Origin of the sequence: Desulfovibrio sp. JC010, assembly GCF_010470675.1 — a bacterium.
GTDB lineage: Bacteria > Desulfobacterota > Desulfovibrionia > Desulfovibrionales > Desulfovibrionaceae > Maridesulfovibrio.
In genome coordinates this window covers 84,792-105,793 of record NZ_VOIQ01000013.1, presented here as the reverse complement: position 1 = coordinate 105,793, position 21,002 = coordinate 84,792, and the positions used below count along the sequence as shown (strand labels likewise).

General features: G+C 49.5%; 19 protein-coding genes. 10 read left to right on the top strand and 9 right to left on the bottom strand.

Features of this window, described 5'->3' with window-relative positions; translation table 11 throughout:
* Positions 1–77 precede the first annotated feature (77 nt).
* The 8 genes from FMR86_RS15290 to FMR86_RS15255 all read right to left on the bottom strand — a co-directional run bounded on the left by FMR86_RS15290 (position 78) and on the right by FMR86_RS15255 (position 7,482).
* Positions 78–917 carry an MBL fold metallo-hydrolase gene (locus FMR86_RS15290; protein WP_163352273.1) on the bottom strand — a complete coding sequence of 280 codons (840 nt, stop codon included), beginning with the start codon at positions 915–917 and terminating at the stop codon, positions 78–80.
* Positions 902–2,503: a citramalate synthase gene (gene cimA, locus FMR86_RS15285; RefSeq protein ID WP_163352272.1), complete on the bottom strand. Its 1,602-nt coding sequence runs from the start codon at positions 2,501–2,503 to the stop codon at positions 902–904. The genes FMR86_RS15290 and cimA overlap by 16 nt, the downstream gene beginning before the upstream one ends.
* A 3-nt stretch (positions 2,504–2,506) precedes the next feature.
* Positions 2,507–3,745 carry an aspartate kinase gene (locus FMR86_RS15280; protein ID WP_163352271.1) on the bottom strand — a complete coding sequence of 413 codons (1,239 nt, stop codon included), beginning with the start codon at positions 3,743–3,745 and terminating at the stop codon, positions 2,507–2,509.
* 38 nt (positions 3,746–3,783) lie between these two features.
* A complete protein-coding gene (gene tsaE / locus FMR86_RS15275) occupies positions 3,784–4,278 on the bottom strand; it encodes a tRNA (adenosine(37)-N6)-threonylcarbamoyltransferase complex ATPase subunit type 1 TsaE (protein ID WP_163352270.1) in 495 nt (164 codons plus the stop codon).
* Entirely contained in the window at positions 4,279–4,728 is a 450-nt protein-coding gene (locus FMR86_RS15270) for a CBS domain-containing protein (protein WP_163352269.1), read from the bottom strand.
* Entirely contained in the window at positions 4,722–6,257 is a 1,536-nt protein-coding gene (locus tag FMR86_RS15265) for an NAD(P)H-hydrate dehydratase (protein ID WP_163352268.1), read from the bottom strand. The genes FMR86_RS15270 and FMR86_RS15265 overlap by 7 nt, the downstream gene beginning before the upstream one ends.
* A 121-nt stretch (positions 6,258–6,378) precedes the next feature.
* Positions 6,379–6,753, bottom strand: a complete 375-nt coding sequence (locus FMR86_RS15260) for a holo-[acyl-carrier-protein] synthase (protein WP_163352267.1) — start codon at positions 6,751–6,753, stop codon at positions 6,379–6,381.
* A gap of 3 nt (positions 6,754–6,756) precedes the next feature.
* Entirely contained in the window at positions 6,757–7,482 is a 726-nt protein-coding gene (locus FMR86_RS15255) for a pyridoxine 5'-phosphate synthase (RefSeq protein ID WP_163352266.1), read from the bottom strand.
* A gap of 248 nt (positions 7,483–7,730) precedes the next feature.
* Between FMR86_RS15255 and FMR86_RS15250 the strand changes: the two genes are divergently transcribed.
* A complete protein-coding gene (locus FMR86_RS15250) occupies positions 7,731–9,077 on the top strand; it encodes a UDP-glucose/GDP-mannose dehydrogenase family protein (RefSeq protein ID WP_163352265.1) in 1,347 nt (448 codons plus the stop codon).
* A 51-nt stretch (positions 9,078–9,128) separates the two neighbouring features.
* On the opposite strand, the gene FMR86_RS15245 is transcribed toward FMR86_RS15250, so the two are convergent.
* Complete coding sequence (locus tag FMR86_RS15245) at positions 9,129–9,344, bottom strand: hypothetical protein (protein ID WP_163352264.1); 216 nt, start codon at positions 9,342–9,344, stop codon at positions 9,129–9,131.
* A gap of 246 nt (positions 9,345–9,590) precedes the next feature.
* Between FMR86_RS15245 and FMR86_RS15240 the strand changes: the two genes are divergently transcribed.
* The 9 genes from FMR86_RS15240 to rpsT all read left to right on the top strand — a co-directional run bounded on the left by FMR86_RS15240 (position 9,591) and on the right by rpsT (position 20,980).
* Entirely contained in the window at positions 9,591–10,070 is a 480-nt protein-coding gene (locus FMR86_RS15240) for a chemotaxis protein CheW (protein ID WP_163352263.1), read from the top strand.
* A gap of 149 nt (positions 10,071–10,219) precedes the next feature.
* The gene (gene mfd / locus FMR86_RS15235; RefSeq protein WP_163352262.1) at positions 10,220–13,669 is read left to right on the top strand and encodes a transcription-repair coupling factor; all 3,450 of its coding nucleotides are present in this window, start codon (positions 10,220–10,222) and stop codon (positions 13,667–13,669) included.
* A gap of 32 nt (positions 13,670–13,701) precedes the next feature.
* Complete coding sequence (locus tag FMR86_RS15230; RefSeq protein ID WP_163352261.1) at positions 13,702–14,664, top strand: SurA N-terminal domain-containing protein; 963 nt, start codon at positions 13,702–13,704, stop codon at positions 14,662–14,664.
* 132 nt (positions 14,665–14,796) lie between these two features.
* Entirely contained in the window at positions 14,797–15,735 is a 939-nt protein-coding gene (locus FMR86_RS15225) for a SurA N-terminal domain-containing protein (RefSeq protein WP_163352260.1), read from the top strand.
* Between the two features lie 89 nt (positions 15,736–15,824).
* Positions 15,825–16,712: a helix-turn-helix domain-containing protein gene (locus FMR86_RS15220; RefSeq protein WP_163352259.1), complete on the top strand. Its 888-nt coding sequence runs from the start codon at positions 15,825–15,827 to the stop codon at positions 16,710–16,712.
* 27 nt (positions 16,713–16,739) lie between these two features.
* Positions 16,740–17,480: a DNA repair protein RecO gene (gene recO / locus FMR86_RS15215; protein WP_163352258.1), complete on the top strand. Its 741-nt coding sequence runs from the start codon at positions 16,740–16,742 to the stop codon at positions 17,478–17,480.
* Positions 17,481–17,553: 73 nt separating this feature from the next.
* On the top strand, positions 17,554–18,426 hold the full coding sequence (gene glyQ / locus FMR86_RS15210) for a glycine--tRNA ligase subunit alpha (protein WP_163352257.1): 873 nt from the start codon (positions 17,554–17,556) through the stop codon (positions 18,424–18,426).
* Positions 18,427–18,442: 16 nt separating this feature from the next.
* Positions 18,443–20,536, top strand: a complete 2,094-nt coding sequence (gene glyS / locus FMR86_RS15205; protein ID WP_163352256.1) for a glycine--tRNA ligase subunit beta — start codon at positions 18,443–18,445, stop codon at positions 20,534–20,536.
* 180 nt (positions 20,537–20,716) lie between these two features.
* Entirely contained in the window at positions 20,717–20,980 is a 264-nt protein-coding gene (gene rpsT / locus FMR86_RS15200; protein WP_163352255.1) for a 30S ribosomal protein S20, read from the top strand.
* The last annotated feature ends 22 nt before the right edge of the window (positions 20,981–21,002 follow it).

Here is a 21,002-nt window from a genome sequence, read left to right as displayed (position 1 = left end):
TGTTAATGAACGTACAGGAAAAAGGTCCGTTGAAATTGATTCAACGGACCTTTTTTATTGATTTATTTTAAGATAGATCAGAACTCATAAACCGAACCTGACCCCATGGGCAGTACTTCGCAGGAGAGTCGCTGTTTCAGGAATTCGAAACCTTCCTTTCCAGTGCAATGTCCGGCGGCAACAGTGCGGACCTTGAATTCCTCGATTACCTTGGCGGTGTTCTCGAATTCAGTCTCGTCCGTTTTGTATAAGTGCAGACCGCCTACAATGGCATGGACCGAATCGATCCCGGTCAGATCACGCAGATGGTAAAGCGAATTTGCCAGACCGCTGTGACAGCAGCCCAGCACCACAATCGGGCCGGAATTGCTCATCAGCAGCAGGAAAGCGTCGTCACGGACCGGGTCCGGCTGGGTCTTTTCAGGATTAAGGAAAAGTCCTTGCGTTGCCTCGAATAAACCTTCGCGGCGGGGAATCTCCGTGATCATGAACAAACCGTCATCAAGTTCCGAATCATCGCGGACAATGATGGTGCCGGGATATTCACAGGGAAAGGAAGCATCACCTGATCCGTCCTTACCTCTGCTCGAATAACGCTTGTTGGCAAAATCAGGGTGGGCATAAACCGGTCCCATGAAATCAGCTTCCATGAGCGCGTCCATCCCTCCGGTGTGATCCCAGTGTCCGTGGCTGAGGGCGATGCCCTTGGCATCTGCCGCCTTTATACCCATGTCTGTTCCGTTTTTAAGGAAAAGCGGGCTTGCTCCGCAGTCCCAGAGCCAGAGACCGTTTCCGGGCAGTTCAAGAGCCATGGAAAAGCCCCATTCACTGCCCAGATTGTCATTCAGGGATTCATTGTCACAAAGTACGGATATCTTGCACGGTTCGGTGTATTGTCCTGTTATCTCGATGGCCATTTTTGAGGATCATCCTTGAAGAGCTTGTAGTTGATGGAGTCCACAAGGGCCTGCCAGCTCGCTTCAATGATGTTGTGGCTGACGCCCATGGTGGTCCACTGGCTTTTGCCGTCAGTGGATTCAATGAGCAGCCGCACGTTGGAACTCGTGCCTGCTGCCTGACGTACAGCCCCGGACAATACTCTTACCTTAAAGTCCTGTAAACGAACATCTTTCAGAGATGGATAAAAAGGCTCAAGAGCCTTGCGCAATGCTTTATCAAGCGCGTTTACCGGACCGTCGCCGGAAGCGGCGGTATGGTTTTCCTCGCCATGGACTTTTACGATGACCGTAGCCTCGGAAAAAGGCTCCTGATCATTCTTGCGCTTGGCATCAACAACAAAGAAGTTGATGAACTCAAAGTAACGTTTGGACCAGCCCATGGCTTTGAAAAAGAGCAGTTCAAAGGATGCTTCGGCTGCGGAATATTCAAAACCGATTGATTCGCGTTCCTTGATGTCGGCCAGAATGGTCTGTACCGCAGGATCGTTTTTATCGAGGTCGTAACCGTATTGTTTGGCCTTGTAGAGCACGTTGCTTTTACCGGAAAGGTCGGAAAGCAGCACACGGCGGTCGTTACCCACCAGCAGGGGATCAATATGCTCGTAACTGGTGGAATCCTTCAGTACCGCGCTGACATGAATACCGCCTTTATGCGCGAATGCGGCCTGACCGACAAAGGGCTGGCGCAGAAAGGGGCGCAGGTTGGCGATTTCAGTGACGTAAGTGGAAGTCTCCTTCAGCTTGATCAGCTTATCCTTGCCGATGGTCTCGTAGCCGAGCTTGAGCTCAAGGTTGGGGATTATGGAACAGAGGTTGGCGTTACCGCAACGTTCCCCGTATCCGTTCATAGTCCCCTGAATCTGGATGGCTCCGTTCTTGACCGCAGCAAGGGAGTTGGCAACAGCCAGCTCACAATCGTTGTGGGCGTGGATACCGATACTGCAGCCGGGAATCTTTTCCTGCACGACCCTGCATGCTTCAGCCACGTCTTCAGGCATGGAGCCGCCGTTGGTATCGCAGAGGACGAGAACATCCGCCCCGGCCTCGTATGCGGCCTTGAGGCAGCTGATGGTGAATTCCGGGTTGGCCTTGAAGCCGTCAAAGAAGTGCTCGGCATCAAAGAACAGCTCTTCCACGTGCGGACGCAGGTAGCCGATACTGTTGCTGATCAGTTCGATATTTCTTTCAAGGGTGACACCAAGTGCGCTGGTGGCGTGGAAGTCCCATGTTTTTCCGAAAATAGACATGGCCTTGGCTCCTGATTCTATCAGGGCGTTCAGGTTGGGGTCATTTTCAGGGGTCAGGCGGTTCATATGGGTTGAACCGAAAGCGGAGACTTTGATGTTTTTAAGAGCGTAGTTCTGGATTTCCTGAAAGAATTCCTTGTCAGTGGCATTGGACCCGGGCCAGCCGCCCTCGACGTAATGTACGCCGAGGTCGTCCAGCTTGCGGGTAATGCGCACTTTATCTTGTACGCTTAAGTTTATTTCTTCGGATTGTGTGCCGTCACGCAGGGTGGTGTCGTATATTTTTATCTGTTTCATTTGCTAGAGCGTGTTTTCATCGGACCCCGATTTATCGAGCCCGAACGTGTTATGGAGCGTTCTTATAGCCAGTTCGGTATATTTTTCTTCGATAAGGCAGGTAATTTTAATTTCGGAAGTGCTGATCATCAGGATGTTGATGTTTTCATCACGCAGGGCCTGAAATGCCTTGGATGCTACACCGGAATGGTTACGCATGCCTACACCGATAACTGAAACCTTGCAGACATGCTGGTCGTAGAGCACATCCTGAGCACCCATGGGGTCTTTAATCTCATCGATGATTTCAAGGGTCTTCTTGAGATCGCCTCTGGGGATGGTGAAGGTCATGTCGGTGCGGCCGTCACGGCTGGGGTTCTGGACAATCATATCAACCAGAATGCCTGCTTCAGCAAGAGGAGTGAAGAGAGCTGCGGATACGCCCGGCTCATCCTTAACTTTGGATAGGGTTACACGGGCCTGATCCTTGTCGTATGCAATTCCGGAAACAAGTACTGATTCCATATTTTTATCCTCCTGAGTGACGTATGTTCCGATCTCATCGCTGAAAGTAGAGCGGACATGAACTTTAACATTATATTTCTTGGCAAATTCAACTGAACGAATCTGTAGTACCTTCGCACCCATGCTGGCCATTTCAAGCATCTCGTCATAGGAAACGTGGTCAAGCTTGCGGGCCAGTGAACAGATGTTGGGGTCGGTAGTGAATACGCCCGGAACATCGGTAAATATTTCACAGACATCAGCTTCGATGGCTGCAGCCATGGCTACTGCGGATGTATCGGAACCCCCGCGACCAAGGGTGGTAATTCGTCTGCCTTCGTCGCAGCCCTGAAAGCCGGCCATGACCAGTATATCGTTTTCCTGCAGCATTTCTTCGATTTTAGCGCGGTCAATATCAAGGATACGGGCGCGGGAATAATCGGAATCTGTCTTAATGGGAATCTGGAAGCCGAGCAGGGAGCGCGCTTTAACTCCGCGATCTTTCAGAAGCATGGAAAAAAGGGCAGTAGAAACCTGTTCCCCGGTGGAGACCAGGGAATCCATTTCGGCGAGGTCCGGTTCTTCGGACCATTCGTAGGCCAGATCAATCAACCGGTTTGTTTCACCGGACATTGCAGAGAGGACTACGATAACTTTGTTGCCTTTTTCGTAAGGCACCATGACTTTTTCCAGTACTTGCTTCATGCATTCGAGGTTCCTGACCGAGGTTCCACCGAATTTCTGTACTACGATGTTCATCTGAACATTATCTCCTTACCACATGAGTTCAACGGATCTTATTGGAATGATTCAAGAAATGAGGCAAGCTCTTCATAGAGGGAGGTCGCTGAACCATGCAGGGTCAATTCTATTGTTCTACCGGATGCGGCAGGGGTCCAAGTGAAGAGCAGTGCGCTTTCAGGCCAGAATTCCATATTCAGATACTGAATCCACTCTACAACTGTCAAAGTTTTTTTATCACTTAGCAGATCAAAGAAATCATCATCAGGTGTTTGACCTTCCAATCTGTAGAGGTCAAAATGAGCAACCTGAGGTTTTGTGGGGTAAATATTAAGAATATTGAAACTGGGGCTGCTTACTTCTGCGTTTTGCGCACCCGGAAAGGATTCGACCAGTGCGCGAACAAAAGTTGTTTTTCCCGCTCCAAGGTCCCCGTTCAGAAAGATGGGAACCAGTTTTCCCGTTTCCATAAAAAAAGAAGCCAGAGTGGAGCCGAGTCTTAAGGTCGCCTCCACATCCGGCAGGTTGATGATCAGTTTATCATTATTCATTTACTTAGCTAAAACCTTTAAAACGTCTTCTTTTCCGACCACACCGACAAGCTTGCCGTTTTCCACCACCGGCAGGGTGTAGAATTTTCTTTCAACCATCAGGTCGGCTATTTTCTCAATGGATGTGTCGGGGTCAATGGTTATCGGATCAGGGGTCATGGCATGCTGCACCTTGGTGGCCGCAATCTTGTTCACCTCCCGCTCAAGCTCCTCATTGGAGGAGAAGGAGATAAAACCGTCCAGAATGGTGAACAGCGACGGCATGGAAATGGTCTTCTGCTGCGCCACAAGATCGCTCTGGCAGAGAACTCCGATCAGCTTGCCGTCCCGGTCCACGACCGGGAGTCCGTTCAGGTGTTTTTCAAGCATGAGCTTGGCTGCGGTTGCAACATCGTTTTCAGGTTCGAGGGTCAGGGCACCGGAAGTCATAATGTCTTTGGCTTTCAGCATAGTTCCTCCTTGAGCACTTGGGGGAGCGCATCCGCTATTTCTGTTGCGATATTTCCGCGATACGGAAATTTATCAGCCAGATACTGTCCTGCCAGTCCATGCCAGTATACCCCGATACATCCGCTTTGCATAGGATGAATTCCTCTTGCCAGCAAACTTCCGCACATTCCGGCAAGAATATCACCGGATCCGGCTGCAGCAAGGTTCGGCGCAGATATTGGCGAGACAGCAATCTGTCCATCAGGGCTGCCGATGATCGTTCCGGCACCCTTGAGCACCAGCAGGGTTCTGCTTGACTCGGAAAACTTACGCGCTGCGCCGATGCGGTCAGCTTCAACTTCAGGAATAGTGCTGCCGATCATGCGGGCCATTTCACCGGGATGCGGGGTCAGGATGGAATTCTCTGCGATTATTTTCAGCAGGTGCGGACGCTCGGCAAAAGCATATAAGGCGTCAGCATCATACACGGCAGGGGGATGGCCATGTTTAACCACAGCTTCCACCAGATCCAGCGCACCCTTATCGCGTCCCAGTCCCGGGCCGATTACCAGCGCGTCATATTTTTCAAGCTCCGGGAGCAGTTCCGCGATCATTTGATCATTCCACTGATCGCCTGAACCAAGCCCTTTAGTCATCAGTTCCGGTTTGCCGCCTTTCACTTCAGTTGCCAGACCGTCCGGGCAAGCCATGGTCACCAGTCCGGCTCCCGCGCGTAGGGCGGAAATTCCGGCCAGATGCAGTGCCCCGGTAAGGCCTTTAGACGCACCGACCAACAGCACATGCCCGGAACTGCCTTTATGCATGGCCGGGGAGGGCATGGGAATGAATTCCAGCGCGTTGTCACTGATTAATTGATGCGTGGCCGGATGCTTGTATTTCACTTCACCCGGAATGCCGATGTGAGCGACCACTAAAGTGCCTGTGTACGCATCCGCCTGCGGCAGGGCAAGCCCAATCTTGGCTTCTTCAAAAGTTACGGTCATATGGGCCTGTACGGCAACAGGCTGAGGATGTCCGGTCAGGCCGTTCAATCCCGAAGGAACATCCACTGCAAAAATAAAACTGTTTGTGGCAGCATTGATCGCTTCAACGATTCCGTGGGCAAAGGGCCGCAGTTCCCCGGAAAATCCGGTCCCGAGTAGGGCATCTATTATGATATCAGCTTCAGGGAGCACGACTTTTTCCTTTGCCCGGAAAAATTTCATATTCACGCCCAGCCGTGCGGCAACCTTGAGCATGTATGCGGCGTCGCCTTTGTATTTGCCCTTGGGAGCCGTGTGCATGATGAGCACTTCCGCGCCCATATCCGCCAGCATGCGGCCCATGACAAAGCCGTCGCCGCCGTTGTTGCCTGATCCGGCGATGATCAGGATTTTTTTGCCGTACACATCGCCATAACCTTTAAGCAGGGCAAAAACAGCCTCGCGTCCGGCGTTTTCCATGAGGATTTCGCCCTTGATGCCTATTTCATTGATGGTCACTCTGTCCCAATTGGACATTTCTTTAGGAGTAGGAAGCGGTGTGAACATGAAGACTCCTGAGGACTTGATGCGCTACGCGCTTTTATGAAAAGATTTCGCCTCCGGCGGCTTAAACCCTTTTCCAAAAGGGTTTAAGAATCCCAAAACGTTTTAATAGGGCTTCGCCATTTTATTTTTCGAGCACAACAACGGCTGCTGCTGTGTCGCGTCCGTGAGTTATAGAAATGTGATTACTTTCGACTCCCATCATCTTGCTGCGTTCTAAGGCTTTGCCGAGAAAAGTTAGCTGCGGCGCGCCGGATTCCATGCGGGTGATTTCAATAGTATGGAATGTGATTCCCTCGGCAAACCCGGTTCCCAGTGCTTTTACGGCTGCTTCTTTGGCAGCGAAGCGGGCAGCGACGTAGGGCACGGGGTTCTTCGCAGGGATTAGTTCCAGTTCTGCGGGAGTGAGTATCTTTTCCGCAAAGCGTTCGCCGTATTTGTCCAGCGAACGCTTGATGCGGTCGAGTTCGGTAATATCTATGCCCAGTCCGATGATCATGGATTAATCAGCGAAGTTTCTAATGATTTCAACCATGTCACGCACTGCGCGATCAATGCCCACGTAAATTGCGCGGGACATGATGGAATGACCGATGGAGTATTCGCAGATACCGGGCACGTCGGCGAAATCAAGGATGTTTACGTAGTTCAGGCCATGACCGAGATTGACCTTCAGGCCGAGATCCTGCGCCATCTCGATACCGTTGATGATGCGGTCCAGCTCTGCTTTTTGCTCGGTGCGGTTGGTGGCATCGGCGAAATGTCCGGTGTGGATTTCGATGTATTCGGCACCGATGGCTTTGGCTGCATTGATCTGTTCGGGATCGGCATCAATGAACAGGCTGGAACCGACGCCTTTTTCATGCAGGGGAGCGAGGTATTCGATGAGCCGTTTTTCCTGTCCGATGCAGTTCAGGCCGCCTTCGGTGGTCAGTTCCTCACGTTTTTCCGGAACAAGGCAGACTGTGGCCGGGACGATATCCAGCGCGATACGCTGCATTTCATCGGTAGCGGCCATCTCAAAATGAAAGTCGGTCTGGATGGTTTTGCTGATCAGGTCGATATCCCGGTCCTGCACGTGGCGGCGGTCTTCTCGCAGGTGCATGATGATTCCTGCGGCACCGGCCAGTTCGCACATGGCTGCTGCGGTTACGGGATCGGGCTCGATTCCCTGACGGGCCTGTCTGATAGTGGCGACATGATCGACATTGACGCATAAGAGGGGCATGATTATATCCTCCGGTAAATTAATTTATTTTTTTGACGGCAAGCGGTTTTCGGCTTGCTAACAGCACAATATAGTTAATGGAGTTTGATGGCAACCGTCATATCTTTGTAACCGGGTTACAGTTGACATTAAAAACATAAAGGCGTTATCCGCTCTATGATCAATCGAGCGGCAGTCCGGTAATCGAAGATTCTGCCAGCTATTTTATAGAAATTAAAAAACGCCATAAATAAACGAGAGAACAACGAATGAACATTTGTATTGTTGGGACCGGATATGTGGGTCTGGTCAGCGCGGCTTGTTTTGCTGAAATGGGTAACCATGTCTGGTGCGTGGATGTTAACCCCGATGTAGTTGAAACCCTGAAGCAGGGTGAAGTTCATATTTTTGAACCCGGTCTTGATGTGCTTGTTAAGCGCAACTACGAAGACGGAAGACTTTTCTTCACCACCGACCTTAAAGAAGGGCTGGCCAAAGCCAAAATGGTTTTCATCTGCGTGGGAACTCCCTGCGGAGCAGACGGAAGCTGCGACCTGAGCTATGTGGAGACTGTAGCCCGTCAGGTCGGCCAGAATATGACTGAGCCGAAAATTATTGTTGATAAATCCACCGTTCCTGTAGGAACCGCCGATAAAGTCCGGGCAACCATTCAGGAAGAACTGGATAAACGCGGTCTTGATATTGAGTTCGATGTTGCTTCCAACCCTGAATTCCTCAAGGAAGGGGATGCGGTAAGCGATTTCATGAAGCCTGACCGTGTTGTTGTCGGTTCTGAAAACGAAGAGACCCGCAAACAGTTCGAGACTCTTTATGCCCCTTACGCCCGCAGCCGTGAAAAACTTATCTTCATGGGCACCAGAAGTGCGGAAATGACCAAATATGCTGCCAACTGCATGTTGGCAACCAAGATTTCCTTTATCAACGAAATGGCCGGTATCTGCGAAAAAGTGGGTGCCAACGTTCGTGAGGTGCGTCTGGGTATCGGTTCCGATCACCGCATCGGCTACTATTTTATCTACCCCGGTGTAGGTTACGGCGGATCATGCTTTCCTAAAGATGTAAAGGCCCTGATCAACACCGCCAAGGAAGTGGGCGCACAGCCGGAACTCATCGAAGCGGTAGATTCTGTAAACAACCGCCAGAAGAAAATGCTTTCCAGTAAAATTCTGGATTACTTTGAGCCTCAGGGCGGAGTTAAAGGAAAAACCCTTGCAATGTGGGGACTTGCCTTTAAAGCAAATACCGATGACATGCGCGAATCTTCTGCTCTTTCCATTATTGAAGAATTGACTGCCGCCGGTATGAAAATTAAAGCATTCGATCCTGTCGCCCATAAAAAGGCAGCAGAAATTCTGCGTGATAATGATCTGGTGGAGATTGTCCACAGCCAGTACGATGTGCTGGAAGATGCAGACGCACTTGCTGTTGTTACCGACTGGAACCAGTTCAGGAACCCCGATTTTGACAAGGTCAAGGATTCCCTTAATGCACCGCTCGTCTTTGACGGCAGAAACCTTTACGACCCTGCTTATCTTGGAAGTTGCGGATTCGCATATTTCAGTGTGGGTCGCCGTCCGATCGGAGTAGAGGGTTAGCCTCTCAGATATGACAAATAAAAAGGCCCGCATCAGCGGGCCTTATTTTTTTTAGGGGTCCAGAGTTTTCATTGATGACCTGAGTTGCAGTTCCTGCAGAATCAGTCTTTCGTACTCCGGGCTGTATTGAATATTTTCCTGATTATCCTGCTCCAGCATTTTTGCCAGAAACTGGGTTTCTTCCCAGAAGTCGAGCAGTTCTTCATTTGCTAGTGATTTAATCTGGTCTTCCAGTGTGATATTATCTGTCGGGGAAAACTGAGCCATGCGAGTTCATACCCTCCTGAGCTTCGCTTTTTGCTATCAGATACAATCAATAGTCATTTAAAAGACACTAGTCAATTTCCGGAGCAAGAAAAATATCGTAATTGTTTTATAATTTCAGGATTAGCTTGCAAATGTTTCAGATGAATAATAATATGAAATTAATAGCGAACTATATTGTGTGTTCATAAACTCAAATTGATCAAATCCCTTGGTCATCCACTGTAAAAGAATAACAGGGGGACAAGTATGGAAGAAGGTAAGAAGATTACGCTTGATGCGGAACTGATTCAGCTGGTTACCTTCAGTATCGGTGAAGAGGAATTCGGCGTTGATATTCTCAAGGTTCAGGAAATTATCAGAACCATGGAAATTACCAAGGTTCCCAGAGCTCCGCAATTTGTCGAGGGTGTAATCAACCTTCGCGGTAAGGTTATCCCCATTATCGATCTCAGAAGCAAGTTCGGCCTGCAGTTCCGTGAACACGATCAGCATACAAGAATTATCGTAATTGAAATAAATGATATGATTGTGGGTTTTGTTGTGGATTCCGTTTCCGAGGTCCTCAGAATTCCCGCGTCCACCGTTGAACCGCCGCCGCCTGTTGTTTCCGGTCTTGAATCCGAATATATCAGCGGAGTCGGTAAACTTGAAGACAGACTGCTTATCCTGCTCGACCTGAACAGACTCCTGTCCAGCGAAGAACAGGAACAGCTGGCTCAGGTTTAGTTTATAATTGAACATTTCATGTGTATCAGTCCTGTTGATTGCTAATAATTGTTTTTGAACTGGACAGCGATACCATTTCTCTGCAAAAAAAAGTCGTCCTCTGCATGAGCAGAGGGCGACTTTAATTTTGATAAATTTCTGGAGATAGTTTGTCCTTACCAGCCCGACTTTCCGCTTTCGCTTCCGGAAGCGGTGATAACTTGCGTATTTTTAAAAGCGGCCACGGCACGCAGGCTTTCACTGCCCACAACCTTCATTCACGGGGTGAGTCTGTGGTGCTTGTTGCACCGGGGGCACGTGAATATTCCGAACTCAAGGCTTTGCTGACCCTTTTCAGCCGCAATGATCTTGAGAACAAAGGCAAGGTGGTTCCGGCGTGGGAACGCGATTGGGTTTTCCTTCCGCCATATCTGAGCAAAAATCCCGCTGCTTCTGATTGGGCTGAACGCTGGGCCGCACTGCACGCGCTTACCCGTGGCGGCAAGCAGTCCGTACTGATGACTGCGGATAATCTGCTTCCTAAATGGCCGTCTCCGGCAGTTCTGGAAAACAACTATATAGTCCTTGCCAAAGGCGAGGAAATGGACCCGGAGCTGCTCATGGAACAGGCGGTTACATGGGGTTACACAAGGACCAAATTGGTTTCCGGGTACGGTGAGATGTCCATGCGCGGGGATATCCTCGATATCTATGCTCCCGGCTACGACCTTCCGGTACGTCTTGAGTTTTTCGGGGATATCTTGGAGGAAATCCGTGTTTTTGATCCGGGGTCCCAGCGGTCCAAGGCTGATCTTGATGAAGTGACCCTCCTGCCCGTAGCTCCGGCCATGCTCTCCGGAAATAATGTGGATGAAGCTGAAGCGCTCTGGTCGCAACTTAAGAAAACCGGGGAGATTTCATCAGAAGGGTATACCCGCCTGCTTGAAAAGGCAGAAAATGCTGACGGCATGATCTGGCCGGGATTGTTTTACCCTGAAGCCGTGGATCTCAAACAATTCTTTCCGCAAAAATCCGTCTACGTGCTTTCATCCGCTTCCAACCTGCGTTCTAAATTACAGGATCAGGAGCACGGCTGGAAAACTTTTCTGCAGGATAAATCCGCTCACAACGGCTGCAAGTGGCCCATGCACGTAATCTGCTGGAATGAAGAAAAAGCCCGCGCCACATGGCAGGGTGAACGGCAGATCGTATATGAAGATCTGGTCATCGGTCGCGAAAAGGACGGGGTTGATCTTTCCGAGCGCGCAATTTCAGCTTTCACGGATATTTTCTGGAAACCGGAGCAGATCAAGCGTCCGTGGGCAGCGTTGGTTGCGGCTTTAAAAGAATGGAAGACAGAGCGGTTTCAGGCCGTGCTCAGTTTCCGCACTGAACGTTCGCGCAAGAAATTTTTATCCCTTATCGAGCCGGAACAACTGACCATTTCCACTGAATATTCCCCTCTGAACAAAGGCATTTACGCTCTTGTTTCTCCGCTGCGGCAGGGTATGGAACTGGAATGGAATCAGACGGTAATCCTCGGTGAAGATGTTATTCAGCCGCAGGCCGCCAAGGGCACACGCAGCCGCGATAAAGCCTTTGAGGGCATGACCAGTTATGAGGACCTGCTCCTCGATGACCTGCTGGTGCATCGTGATTACGGACTTTCCCGATTCGGCGGGCTGCATCACATGAATGTGGGCGATGTGGCCAACGATTACCTGCTGCTCTTTTTTGATTCCGAGGACAAACTTTACGTTCCCGTGGACCGCTTGAATCTGGTCCAGAAATTTAAGGGGCCTGAAGGCACATGTCCGGTTCTGGATAAACTGGGCGGTGCCCGCTGGGCCAAGACCCGTGAAAAAGCCCGCAAGGCCATTGAAAAGATCGCCGGGGAACTGGTGGAGATGTATGCCTACCGTAAGATTGCCAAAGGGTATGCCTACGGTCCGCTGGATGAAATGTATTGGGAATTCGAATCTACTTTCGGGTTCGAGGAAACCCCGGATCAGGAAAAAGCCATTCAGGATGTTTTTCGCGATATGGAAAGCCCGGAACCCATGGACCGTCTTGTTTGCGGTGATGTTGGTTTCGGTAAGACCGAAGTTGCCTTGCGTGCGGCTTTTCGGGCAGTGCTTGACGGCAAACAGGTGGTTCTGCTTTGCCCCACGACCGTGCTTGCGGAGCAGCATTACCAGACTTTTGTGCAGCGCATGGAAGGTTTTCCGGTCACTGTGGGTATGCTCAGCCGTTTTGTGACCAAAACCCGCCAGAAGAGAGTGCTGGAAGAAATGGCTTCCGGTGAACTTGATATTTTGATTGGGACCCACCGGGTGCTTTCCAAAGATGTGGAAGCTCCCAATCTCGGTCTGTTGATTCTTGACGAGGAACAGCGTTTCGGTGTCCGCCATAAAGAGCGTATCAAGGAAATGCGCAAGAACATTGATGCCTTGACCTTGACCGCAACACCCATTCCCCGCACATTGCAGCTTTCCCTTTCCGGGGTGCGCAGCCTGAGCACCATTGAAACTCCTCCTGTGGACCGCAAGCCAGTTGAAACCGCATTGATCGAACGGGAAGACGACATGCTTGCTTCTGTGGTTGCCCGTGAACTTGAACGCGGGGGACAGGTTTTCTGGGTCCACAACCGGGTACAGGGACTTGAGAGGGTGGTTGAATACGTCAAGAAGCTTGCCCCGGATGCCAAAATCGGTATGGCCCACGGCCAGATGACCGAGAAAAACCTTGAAGAGACCATCCATAAATTCTGGCACAAGGAACTTGATATTCTGGTTGCTACAGCCATCATTGAATCCGGTCTGGACTTCCCCAATGCCAACACCCTGATTGTGGATCAGGCCCAGATGTTCGGGCTTGGTCAGCTTTACCAGCTTCGCGGCAGGGTGGGGCGCAGCACCCGTCAGGCTTATGCTTATTTTGTGGTATCCTCGCTGGATTCCCTTTCGGAAAAAGCCAAGCGCAGGATGCAGATTATCCTGCAGCTTGATTACCTGGGTGCCGGGTTCAAGGTTGCCATGGAAGACCTGCGTCTGCGCGGGGCCGGGAACATTCTCGGTGAGGTTCAGTCCGGGCAGATGGCGAAAGTTGGCCTTGATCTATTTCTTGAAATGCTTGACGAAGAAGTACGCAGGATCAAAGGCGATGACTCAAGAACAGTCAGTGATCCTGAGATGAATTTTGTGTTCAAGGCTCATCTGCCGGAAGATTTTGTTCCTGACGCAAGGGAGCGTTTGCGTTATTACCGCGCTCTTTCCTCTGCTGAAAGCGAAGCCGGAATCGAAGAACTGGCAGCTGAAATCAAGGACCGTTTCGGACATTTTCCTGAAGAGGTGGAAAACTTTCTTTCTGTCCTCTATCTTAAACGGACACTCGCCAAGCTGGGCGTTGTGCGGGCGGATCTGTTCCCCACCCGGGTTATTCTGACCTGGATGGAAAACAATAATCCGGTCGATCCGGCAAAACTTATCTCATGGATTGGTGAGCAGAGCGACAAGGCCAGACTCAAGCCCCCGGCAGCCCTTGAAGTTCGTCTTGACCAGAGCCTTTCCATTTCTCAAGGCCTTGATTCTATATGCAAAAAACTTGAACCGCTACTTTAACTTTGCCGCATGACGGTTAATTCGGAATTTTTATGAAAAAGATACTCATCGCTGTTCTGCTGGGCTGTTTTCTATTGAGTGGTTGCCAGAATAAAAGTGAAGATCCGGGGATTATCGCCCGTGTAAATGGTAAACCCATTTATCTGGCCCAGCTTGAATACAAATATGATCTGACCCACGAAGGAAATGGCGGTTTTGTTCCGTCTGTTGAGCAGGTCCGGGCAGAGTACGGACAGATTCTTGGCGATCTCATTGTACAGGAACTGGTTTCGCAGGAATTGGAAGAACGTGAAATTCCTGTTTCCGACAAGGAAATGAAAGAGGCCGAAGACGAAGTGCGTTCCGACTACCCTGATGATTCTTTTGAACAGATTCTCATTGAAGAATATATCGACATAAACGCATGGCGTTCCCAGTTGAAATACCAGCTGGCCATGGATAAATTCTACAGCGACATTCTGCGTCCTGAAATCAAAATTGATTACAAGGAAGCAGAGCAGTATTACCGGACCCACCTCTCTGATTTTTATATGCCTGCGGGCTTCCGTTTCGTAATGATAAAAGGACTGAGCAAAGATCTTGTGCTCAAAGGCGTTGAACTATACCGCGAAGGACTTTCACCCGCTGCTATTTCTGCAAAATTACGTAAGGTGTCCGTTCAGGAAATATGGATCAGAAGCGGACAGGTTCCTGCCGGCTGGAAAACTTTTGTGGAAAATCTGGAAGCCGGGGAAGCTACTTCTGTAATTACTCAGAAAAAAGAATTCCTGTGCCTGATTCTAAAGGAAAAGAAAAAGGCAACTCTGCTCACACCATTACAGGCTTATCCCATGGTGGAGAAGGTTCTGCTTGAAAAAATGCTGCAGGAAAAGTTTGAAGCATGGTTGAAAAACAAGATGGCGACCTCAAAAATTAAAATCAGCAAAGATCTGTTGCCTGAAATTGAAAATTCAGGGCCGGATACTGATCCGCAGGAAGCAGCAAAAGTTGAATAGTTGCATAGTTCTGTGAAAGAGTTTAGTTAGTCATAGGAATCTGTGAAGTTTGCCATTTTGGGTGCCGACTTGCAGATATTTTGATGATAAGGCCGGAGGTTTCCGGTATTTTATATTTCAGGAGATATTGAATTGAAACGCTTTATTGTCGGTGTGCTGGTCAGTATTACCATTTGTTCCGCTTCCATTGCCTGTGCAGAAGAAAAGGTTGTTGATGGTATTGTTGCCGTTGTAAACGGTGAAGTAGTTACTATGTATGAACTTAATAGCAAGCTTGCTCCCATCATGAAGCAATTTGATGGAAGAGAATTGTCTGCTGTTGAGGTGGAACAACTTAAAAAAGTACGCAAGCAGTTGCTTGACCGTTTGATCAACGAAATCATTATTGATCAGGAAAGTAAACGGCTTAAAGTTGATGTGTCTGATCAGGACATTGAAGGTGAAGTAAAGGCAATCAAGGAAAAAAGTAACCTTACTGATGAAGAATTTGAACGCCAGCTTGAGCTTCAGAAGACAACTCTTGATCAATTTAAAGAAAAAATAGGGAAGGATATCCGTAAACACCGCCTTCTTTCCTATAAAATCAAGAACAAAGTCGTTGTTACCGATGAGGAAATAAAAGCAGCATGGAACAGCACTCGCACGGATCAGGGTGAAGTTGCCAAAAGCGTGCATCTCAAGCTTATTCTCTTCCCTTCGACAACATCTGCAGATGAGATTCGGGAACAGATTCTTGCTGGAGAAATAAGTTTTGAAGATGCAGCGGACAAATATACCACCGGCCCCGGTATGGGCAGCGGCGGTGATCTCGGCGTTCTGGAATGGGACGACCTTGCCATGACATGGCATGAGGCCCTTGAAGGACTTAAGCCCGGTGATGTAAGTAAATCTTTTGACGTACAGGATTTAAAAGCACTGCTTAAGCTGGATTCTTATGTCAATACGGAAGAAGCTTCATTTGAAGATAGTAAACAGGAAATTTATGATCGGCTTTATCGTCAGAAACAGGACGATCTGTTCGCTGATTATATCAAAAAGCTCAGGGAAAAAGCTGTTATTGAGCTTAAATAATTCGGGGAGAACTGTAGCGGACTTCGGTCGCCTTTCGGGCGGCTTTTGACTACGATAAAACTACTGCCAGACTGTATCGAGAGGGTCGTATGGATTTGAAAGAGCTAGGTTCCCGGTTAAAAGAGGAAAGAGAGCGGCAGGGACTGACTATTGAACAGATCATGGAGATTACTAAAGTCAGCCGAGTCAACATTAATGCCATTGAAAGCGGTGACCGGGATGAGTTCCCCCACGAAGTTTATGCCAAAGGTTTTATTAAAAATTACGCCAAAGCTCTTGGGCTTGACGCAGATGAGATAGGTGAAGACTTTTCCCGGATCATGTCTTCCGGAATTACCGAGATCGGAACGGAGCCGGAAGAGATAACCCAGCCTGAATATGGTCCGGGACCGAAAAAAAGTCCGGTTGGTACTATTTTTCTTATTTTGATTTTGGCTGGAATTGTCGGTGGTCTTGTTTATTACCTGCACGATAATTCCTTTTTCGCTGCCAAATCAGGTGATAGCACTGAGGTTGCGGTTGTTGAAGAGATGGTAGAGGAAGCTCCTGCTGCACCGACTGCTGAGACCGCCGCTCCGGTTGTGGAAAAAAAAGCTGAAGCAGTAGAAGCTGAGCCTGTTCCCGCTGAACCGGAAATTGTTGCTGAAGAAAAAGTCGAAGTCAAACCTGAAGAAGTGATTGAAACCGTAGCGGAAAATCCTGCAGTGGAAGAAGCACCCGCAGCTGCTCCGGTTAAAAATCTGGTAGTTGTCACTGCAAAGCCCGGTGAAGCCTGTTGGCTGGAAGCTGTGGTTGACGGTGAAGCCAAAGAATATGTTCTCCAGGAAGGTGATGCCCTTTCTCTTCCTTACAAGGAAGATCTGAAGGTTAAGCTTGGCAATGGCGGCGGTGTCGAAATTGTTTCCGACGGTCAGCCTTTCAAGTTTGACGCGCCCAAGGGCAAGGTTAAGAAACTGGAATTTCCCGCTGCCCAGTAGATTTTTCCGGTATGGTCGTGACACCTGATGGAACTGACTGAAAAAGTAATCATACTTAAGACCGGAAAATTTAAGGAAAACGATCTTTGGGTGCGTTTCCTGTCTTCCACACGGGGAGTCCAGAACGCATTCGCTTTTGGCGGCAGCAGGAGCCGTAGAAGGTTCGGCGGGTGCATGGAGCCTTTTTCGCAGGTTCTTTTTAAAACCGGAACCAACAAGACCGGAACTTATCAGGTCCTGCAGGAGGGCAGCCTTGTAAAAGGTTATCCCGGAATCCGTTCGGATTTACGCAAGATGGGGCTTGCTGCCAACTGTTTTAAATTTATTGAATCTGCGGTATTGGAACGGGACGGCAACCGTGCGGTCTTTGATTTGCTGGCTGAAACACTGGATGTTATCGAAGAAGCGCAGCCGGATGATTTCTTCCCGCTTTTCTTCCGGGCCAAGGTTGCATTTGAGCAAGGATACAATCCTGACTTTACAATTTGCGCTCAATGCGGCAAACCTTTGTTCAGTTCCCGTCCTGTGGTCTTCAATATCGAGAAAGGGCAGGTCAGTTGTCTGGACTGCGCAGACGGACGCGAAGGGGAGACCGTGAGTCCCGGTACAGTGAGAACACTGGCCTGGATTCAGGATACCGGGCCGAAGAACTGGGCTTCGCTCAAACTTCCGGCGGAAATCCGGCAGGAGTGCTTTTCCGTGATGGACCGTTTTATGGCCTACCATATGGGGTTGGTCTGGGAAGGCAACGGTTACCGGAAGATATAAAATTTCATCCGCCCATACGTGGTGGAGTGCGTGTTAATAGTTTTATAAATGTTTGCTAGATGAGAGGAATTTGATGAATTTTCAAGACGTTATACTTAAACTTCAGGACTTCTGGGCTGATTACGGATGCTGTATTGTCCAGCCTCTTGATATTGAGGTAGGTGCGGGTACATTCAACCCTTCAACTTTTTTCCGTGTAATCGGTCCTGAGCCGTGGAATACCGCTTATGTTGAGCCTTCCCGCCGTCCCACTGACGGACGTTACGGTGAGAACCCCAACAGGCTCCAGCACTACTTCCAGTTTCAGGTAATCCTGAAGCCTTCTCCTGATGATGTTCAGGATCTTTACCTGAAGAGTCTTGAAGTTCTCGGCATTGATGCTGCCGAGCATGATATCCGTTTTGTCGAGGATGACTGGGAATCCCCCACACTCGGCGCATGGGGCCTTGGCTGGGAAGTCTGGCTCAATGGCATGGAAGTTACCCAGTTCACCTACTTCCAGCAGGTGGGCGGTATCGATCTCAAGCCTGTTTCCGTTGAACTGACCTACGGTCTTGAGCGTATCTGCATGTATCTGCAGGGTGTTGAATCCGTATATGATCTCAAGTGGAATGACGAAGTTACCTACGGACAGATTTTTCACCAGAACGAAGTGGAGCAGTCCAAGTACAACTTCGAGCACAGCGATGCCGACATGCTGCTGGACCTCTTCGATAAATACGAAGCTGAAAGTAAAAAACTCTGCGAAGAAGGGCTGACCCGCCCGGCTTACGAGTACTGCCTGAAGTGTTCGCATACCTTCAACATGCTTGATGCCCGCGGAGCCATCTCCATTACTGAAAGGGCAACCTACATCGGCAGAGTACGTAATCTCGCTTCCGCCGCCGCGAAACTTTATGCGGAAGAACGCGAGAACATGAACTACCCCATGCTTAATAACGATTAAAAAAACGGAAGCTAAGATGGCCGATTTTATACTTGAGATTGGAATTGAAGAGATGCCCGCCCGCTTTGTGCCCCGGCTGGGTATCGATATTAAAGATATTTTCAGCACTCTTCTTGAAGAGTCTATGATTGATAACGCAAGCGTTGAAACTTTTGCCACCCCGCGCAGACTGACTATCTTTGTTAAAGATATGGCTCACATGCAGCGTAAGGTGGAAGAAGAGGTTTCCGGACCTCCGGCGCGCATTGCTTACGACGCTGACGGCAATCCCACTAAAGCCCTTGAGGGGTTTGTAAAATCTCAGGGGATCACCCTTGAAGATGTTTACACCCTTGAGACCGAAAAAGGTGATTACCTCGCAGCTAAAAAGACTGTCGGCGGCGGTAAAACCATCTCCATCCTGCCCGAGCTTTGCGTTACCGCGATCAAGAAGCTTTCCTTCCCCAAGAAAATGAAGTGGGGCAACCTTGATTTCGCTTTCGGACGTCCACTGCGCTGGCTGCTCTGCCTTTACGGTGCCCAGGTGGTTGAGTTCGAAATGGCGGGTCTACCTTCCGGCAACAAGACTTACGGTCATCGCGTAATGGGTGCCGGTCCCTGGGAAGTTGCGTCCGCCGATGATTACTTTGATGTGATCAAGGATAAGTCCTCCATCGTCATTTCCCCCATTGAAAGGGGAGAGCTCGTGCGCAAGGAAGGCGATAAGCTCGCTTCCGAGCTGAGCGGTTCCGTGGTCTGGAAAGATTCCCTGCTGGAAGAAGTCAGCAACCTTGTTGAGCTGCCTGTACCCATCATCGGTAACTTTGATGAGTCTTTCCTTGAGCTTCCCAAAGAAGTGCTGCTGACCAGCATGGAAAGTCACCAGAAATGTTTCGGCATCCAGAAAGAAGACGGCGAACTGCTCCCGCACTTCCTGTGTACCCTGAACCTTGTTCCCAAAGATGTGGAACTGGTCCGCAAGGGCTGGGAAAAAGTTCTGCGTGCCAGACTTGAAGATGGACGTTTCTTCTGGAAAAACGACCTCAAGACCGATTTCGACACCTGGCTTGCCAAGCTGGATAACGTTGTTTTCCTCGGTCCCCTTGGCTCCATGGGTGACAAGTCCCGCAGGATGGAACGTCTTGCCGCGCTGATCGCAGGTAAGACCGATCCTTCCCTGCAGACCGAGATGGCCCGCGCCGGACGTCTTGCCAAGGCCGACCTCGTTTCCGAAATGGTAAACGAATTTGATAAACTTCAGGGTAAGATGGGCGGCATCTACGCATCCAAGTGCGGCGAAGATGATATTGTCTGCAAAGCCCTGTACGAACAATACCTGCCTGCCGGCCCGGAAAGTCCTGTACCTTCCACCCTCGGCGGTGCTATTGTTTCCATGTCCGATAAAGCTGACACTCTGGTCGGCTGTTTCGGTCTGAATAAGATCCCCACTGGCGCAAACGATACCTACGCGCTGCGGCGCGCCGCTCTGGGTATCGTGCGCATGATTATAGAATTCGACCTTCGGGTGGACATCCTTGAAATCATGGATATGGCTTTTGAAGGCTACTCCAAAGATATCAAGTGGAAACTCGAAAAGTCTGAACTCCTCGAAAAACTGGGTGGGTTCATTTCCAACAGACTCCGTGCCTACTTCACAGGTCAGGGCTATGAAACAAGGGTTGTTGATGCAGCTCTTGGAGCCGGATACCGTGATGTGACCGCTCTCAAGGCAAGAGTCGAAGCTCTGGCAGATTTCGCCAAGGCTGAAGGATTTGAACAGGCCGTGCTTACTTTCAAGCGCGCAGCAAACATCATCAAGAAGCAGGGCAGTGAGCAGGGTGTGTCGCTCACCGGCGGCTTTGAAGCTGATAAGTTTGAAGAAGCGCAGGAAAAAGAGCTGGCCAAAAAGCTTGATGAAACAGCTGCCCGTTTTGAGGAACTCTGGGAAAATGACGAGTTCGCCAAGCTGTTCGCAATCCTCGGCGAACTGCGTCCCTTTGTTGATGACTTCTTTGATAACGTAATGGTTATCTGCGAAGACAAGGGACTCAGGATGAACCGTCTCAACCTGCTTAAGGCACTGGTCGACAGGCTGAGCAGGCTGGCTGATTTCGGAGCTTTGCAGGTTTAATTCTGCGGCCCTTACTAAAAGAGCGTTTGTATAGGCATTTTTTTCTAGACTTTTTCTTTAAAAAAAATGACCGATATCCTTGACAGCTTCGACTGTTATTGGTTACAGACTCCTTTCGTTTGAACGTAATCCCGGATCGCCGGGTTAAAAAATAGAAATTTAATTTTAAGGAGAAATACCTTGGCTAACCATAAGTCCGCACTCAAAAGACATCGTCAGAGCATTAAACGTAACGCACGCAACACCATGGTACGTACCCGTATCAAAAACGTTGTAAAAGAAGTTCGTTCCGCTGTTGAAGCTAACGACACCGAACTCGCAGCAACTGCTCTGCGTAAGGCCACTTCTGTTCTCGATAAAGCTGCTACCAAAAAGGTAATCCACGCTCGTGCTGCAGCACGCAGGATTTCCCGCCTTTGTGCAGCCGTTAACAAAATGGCTTAGTGTCTTAAAAGATTTTATATTC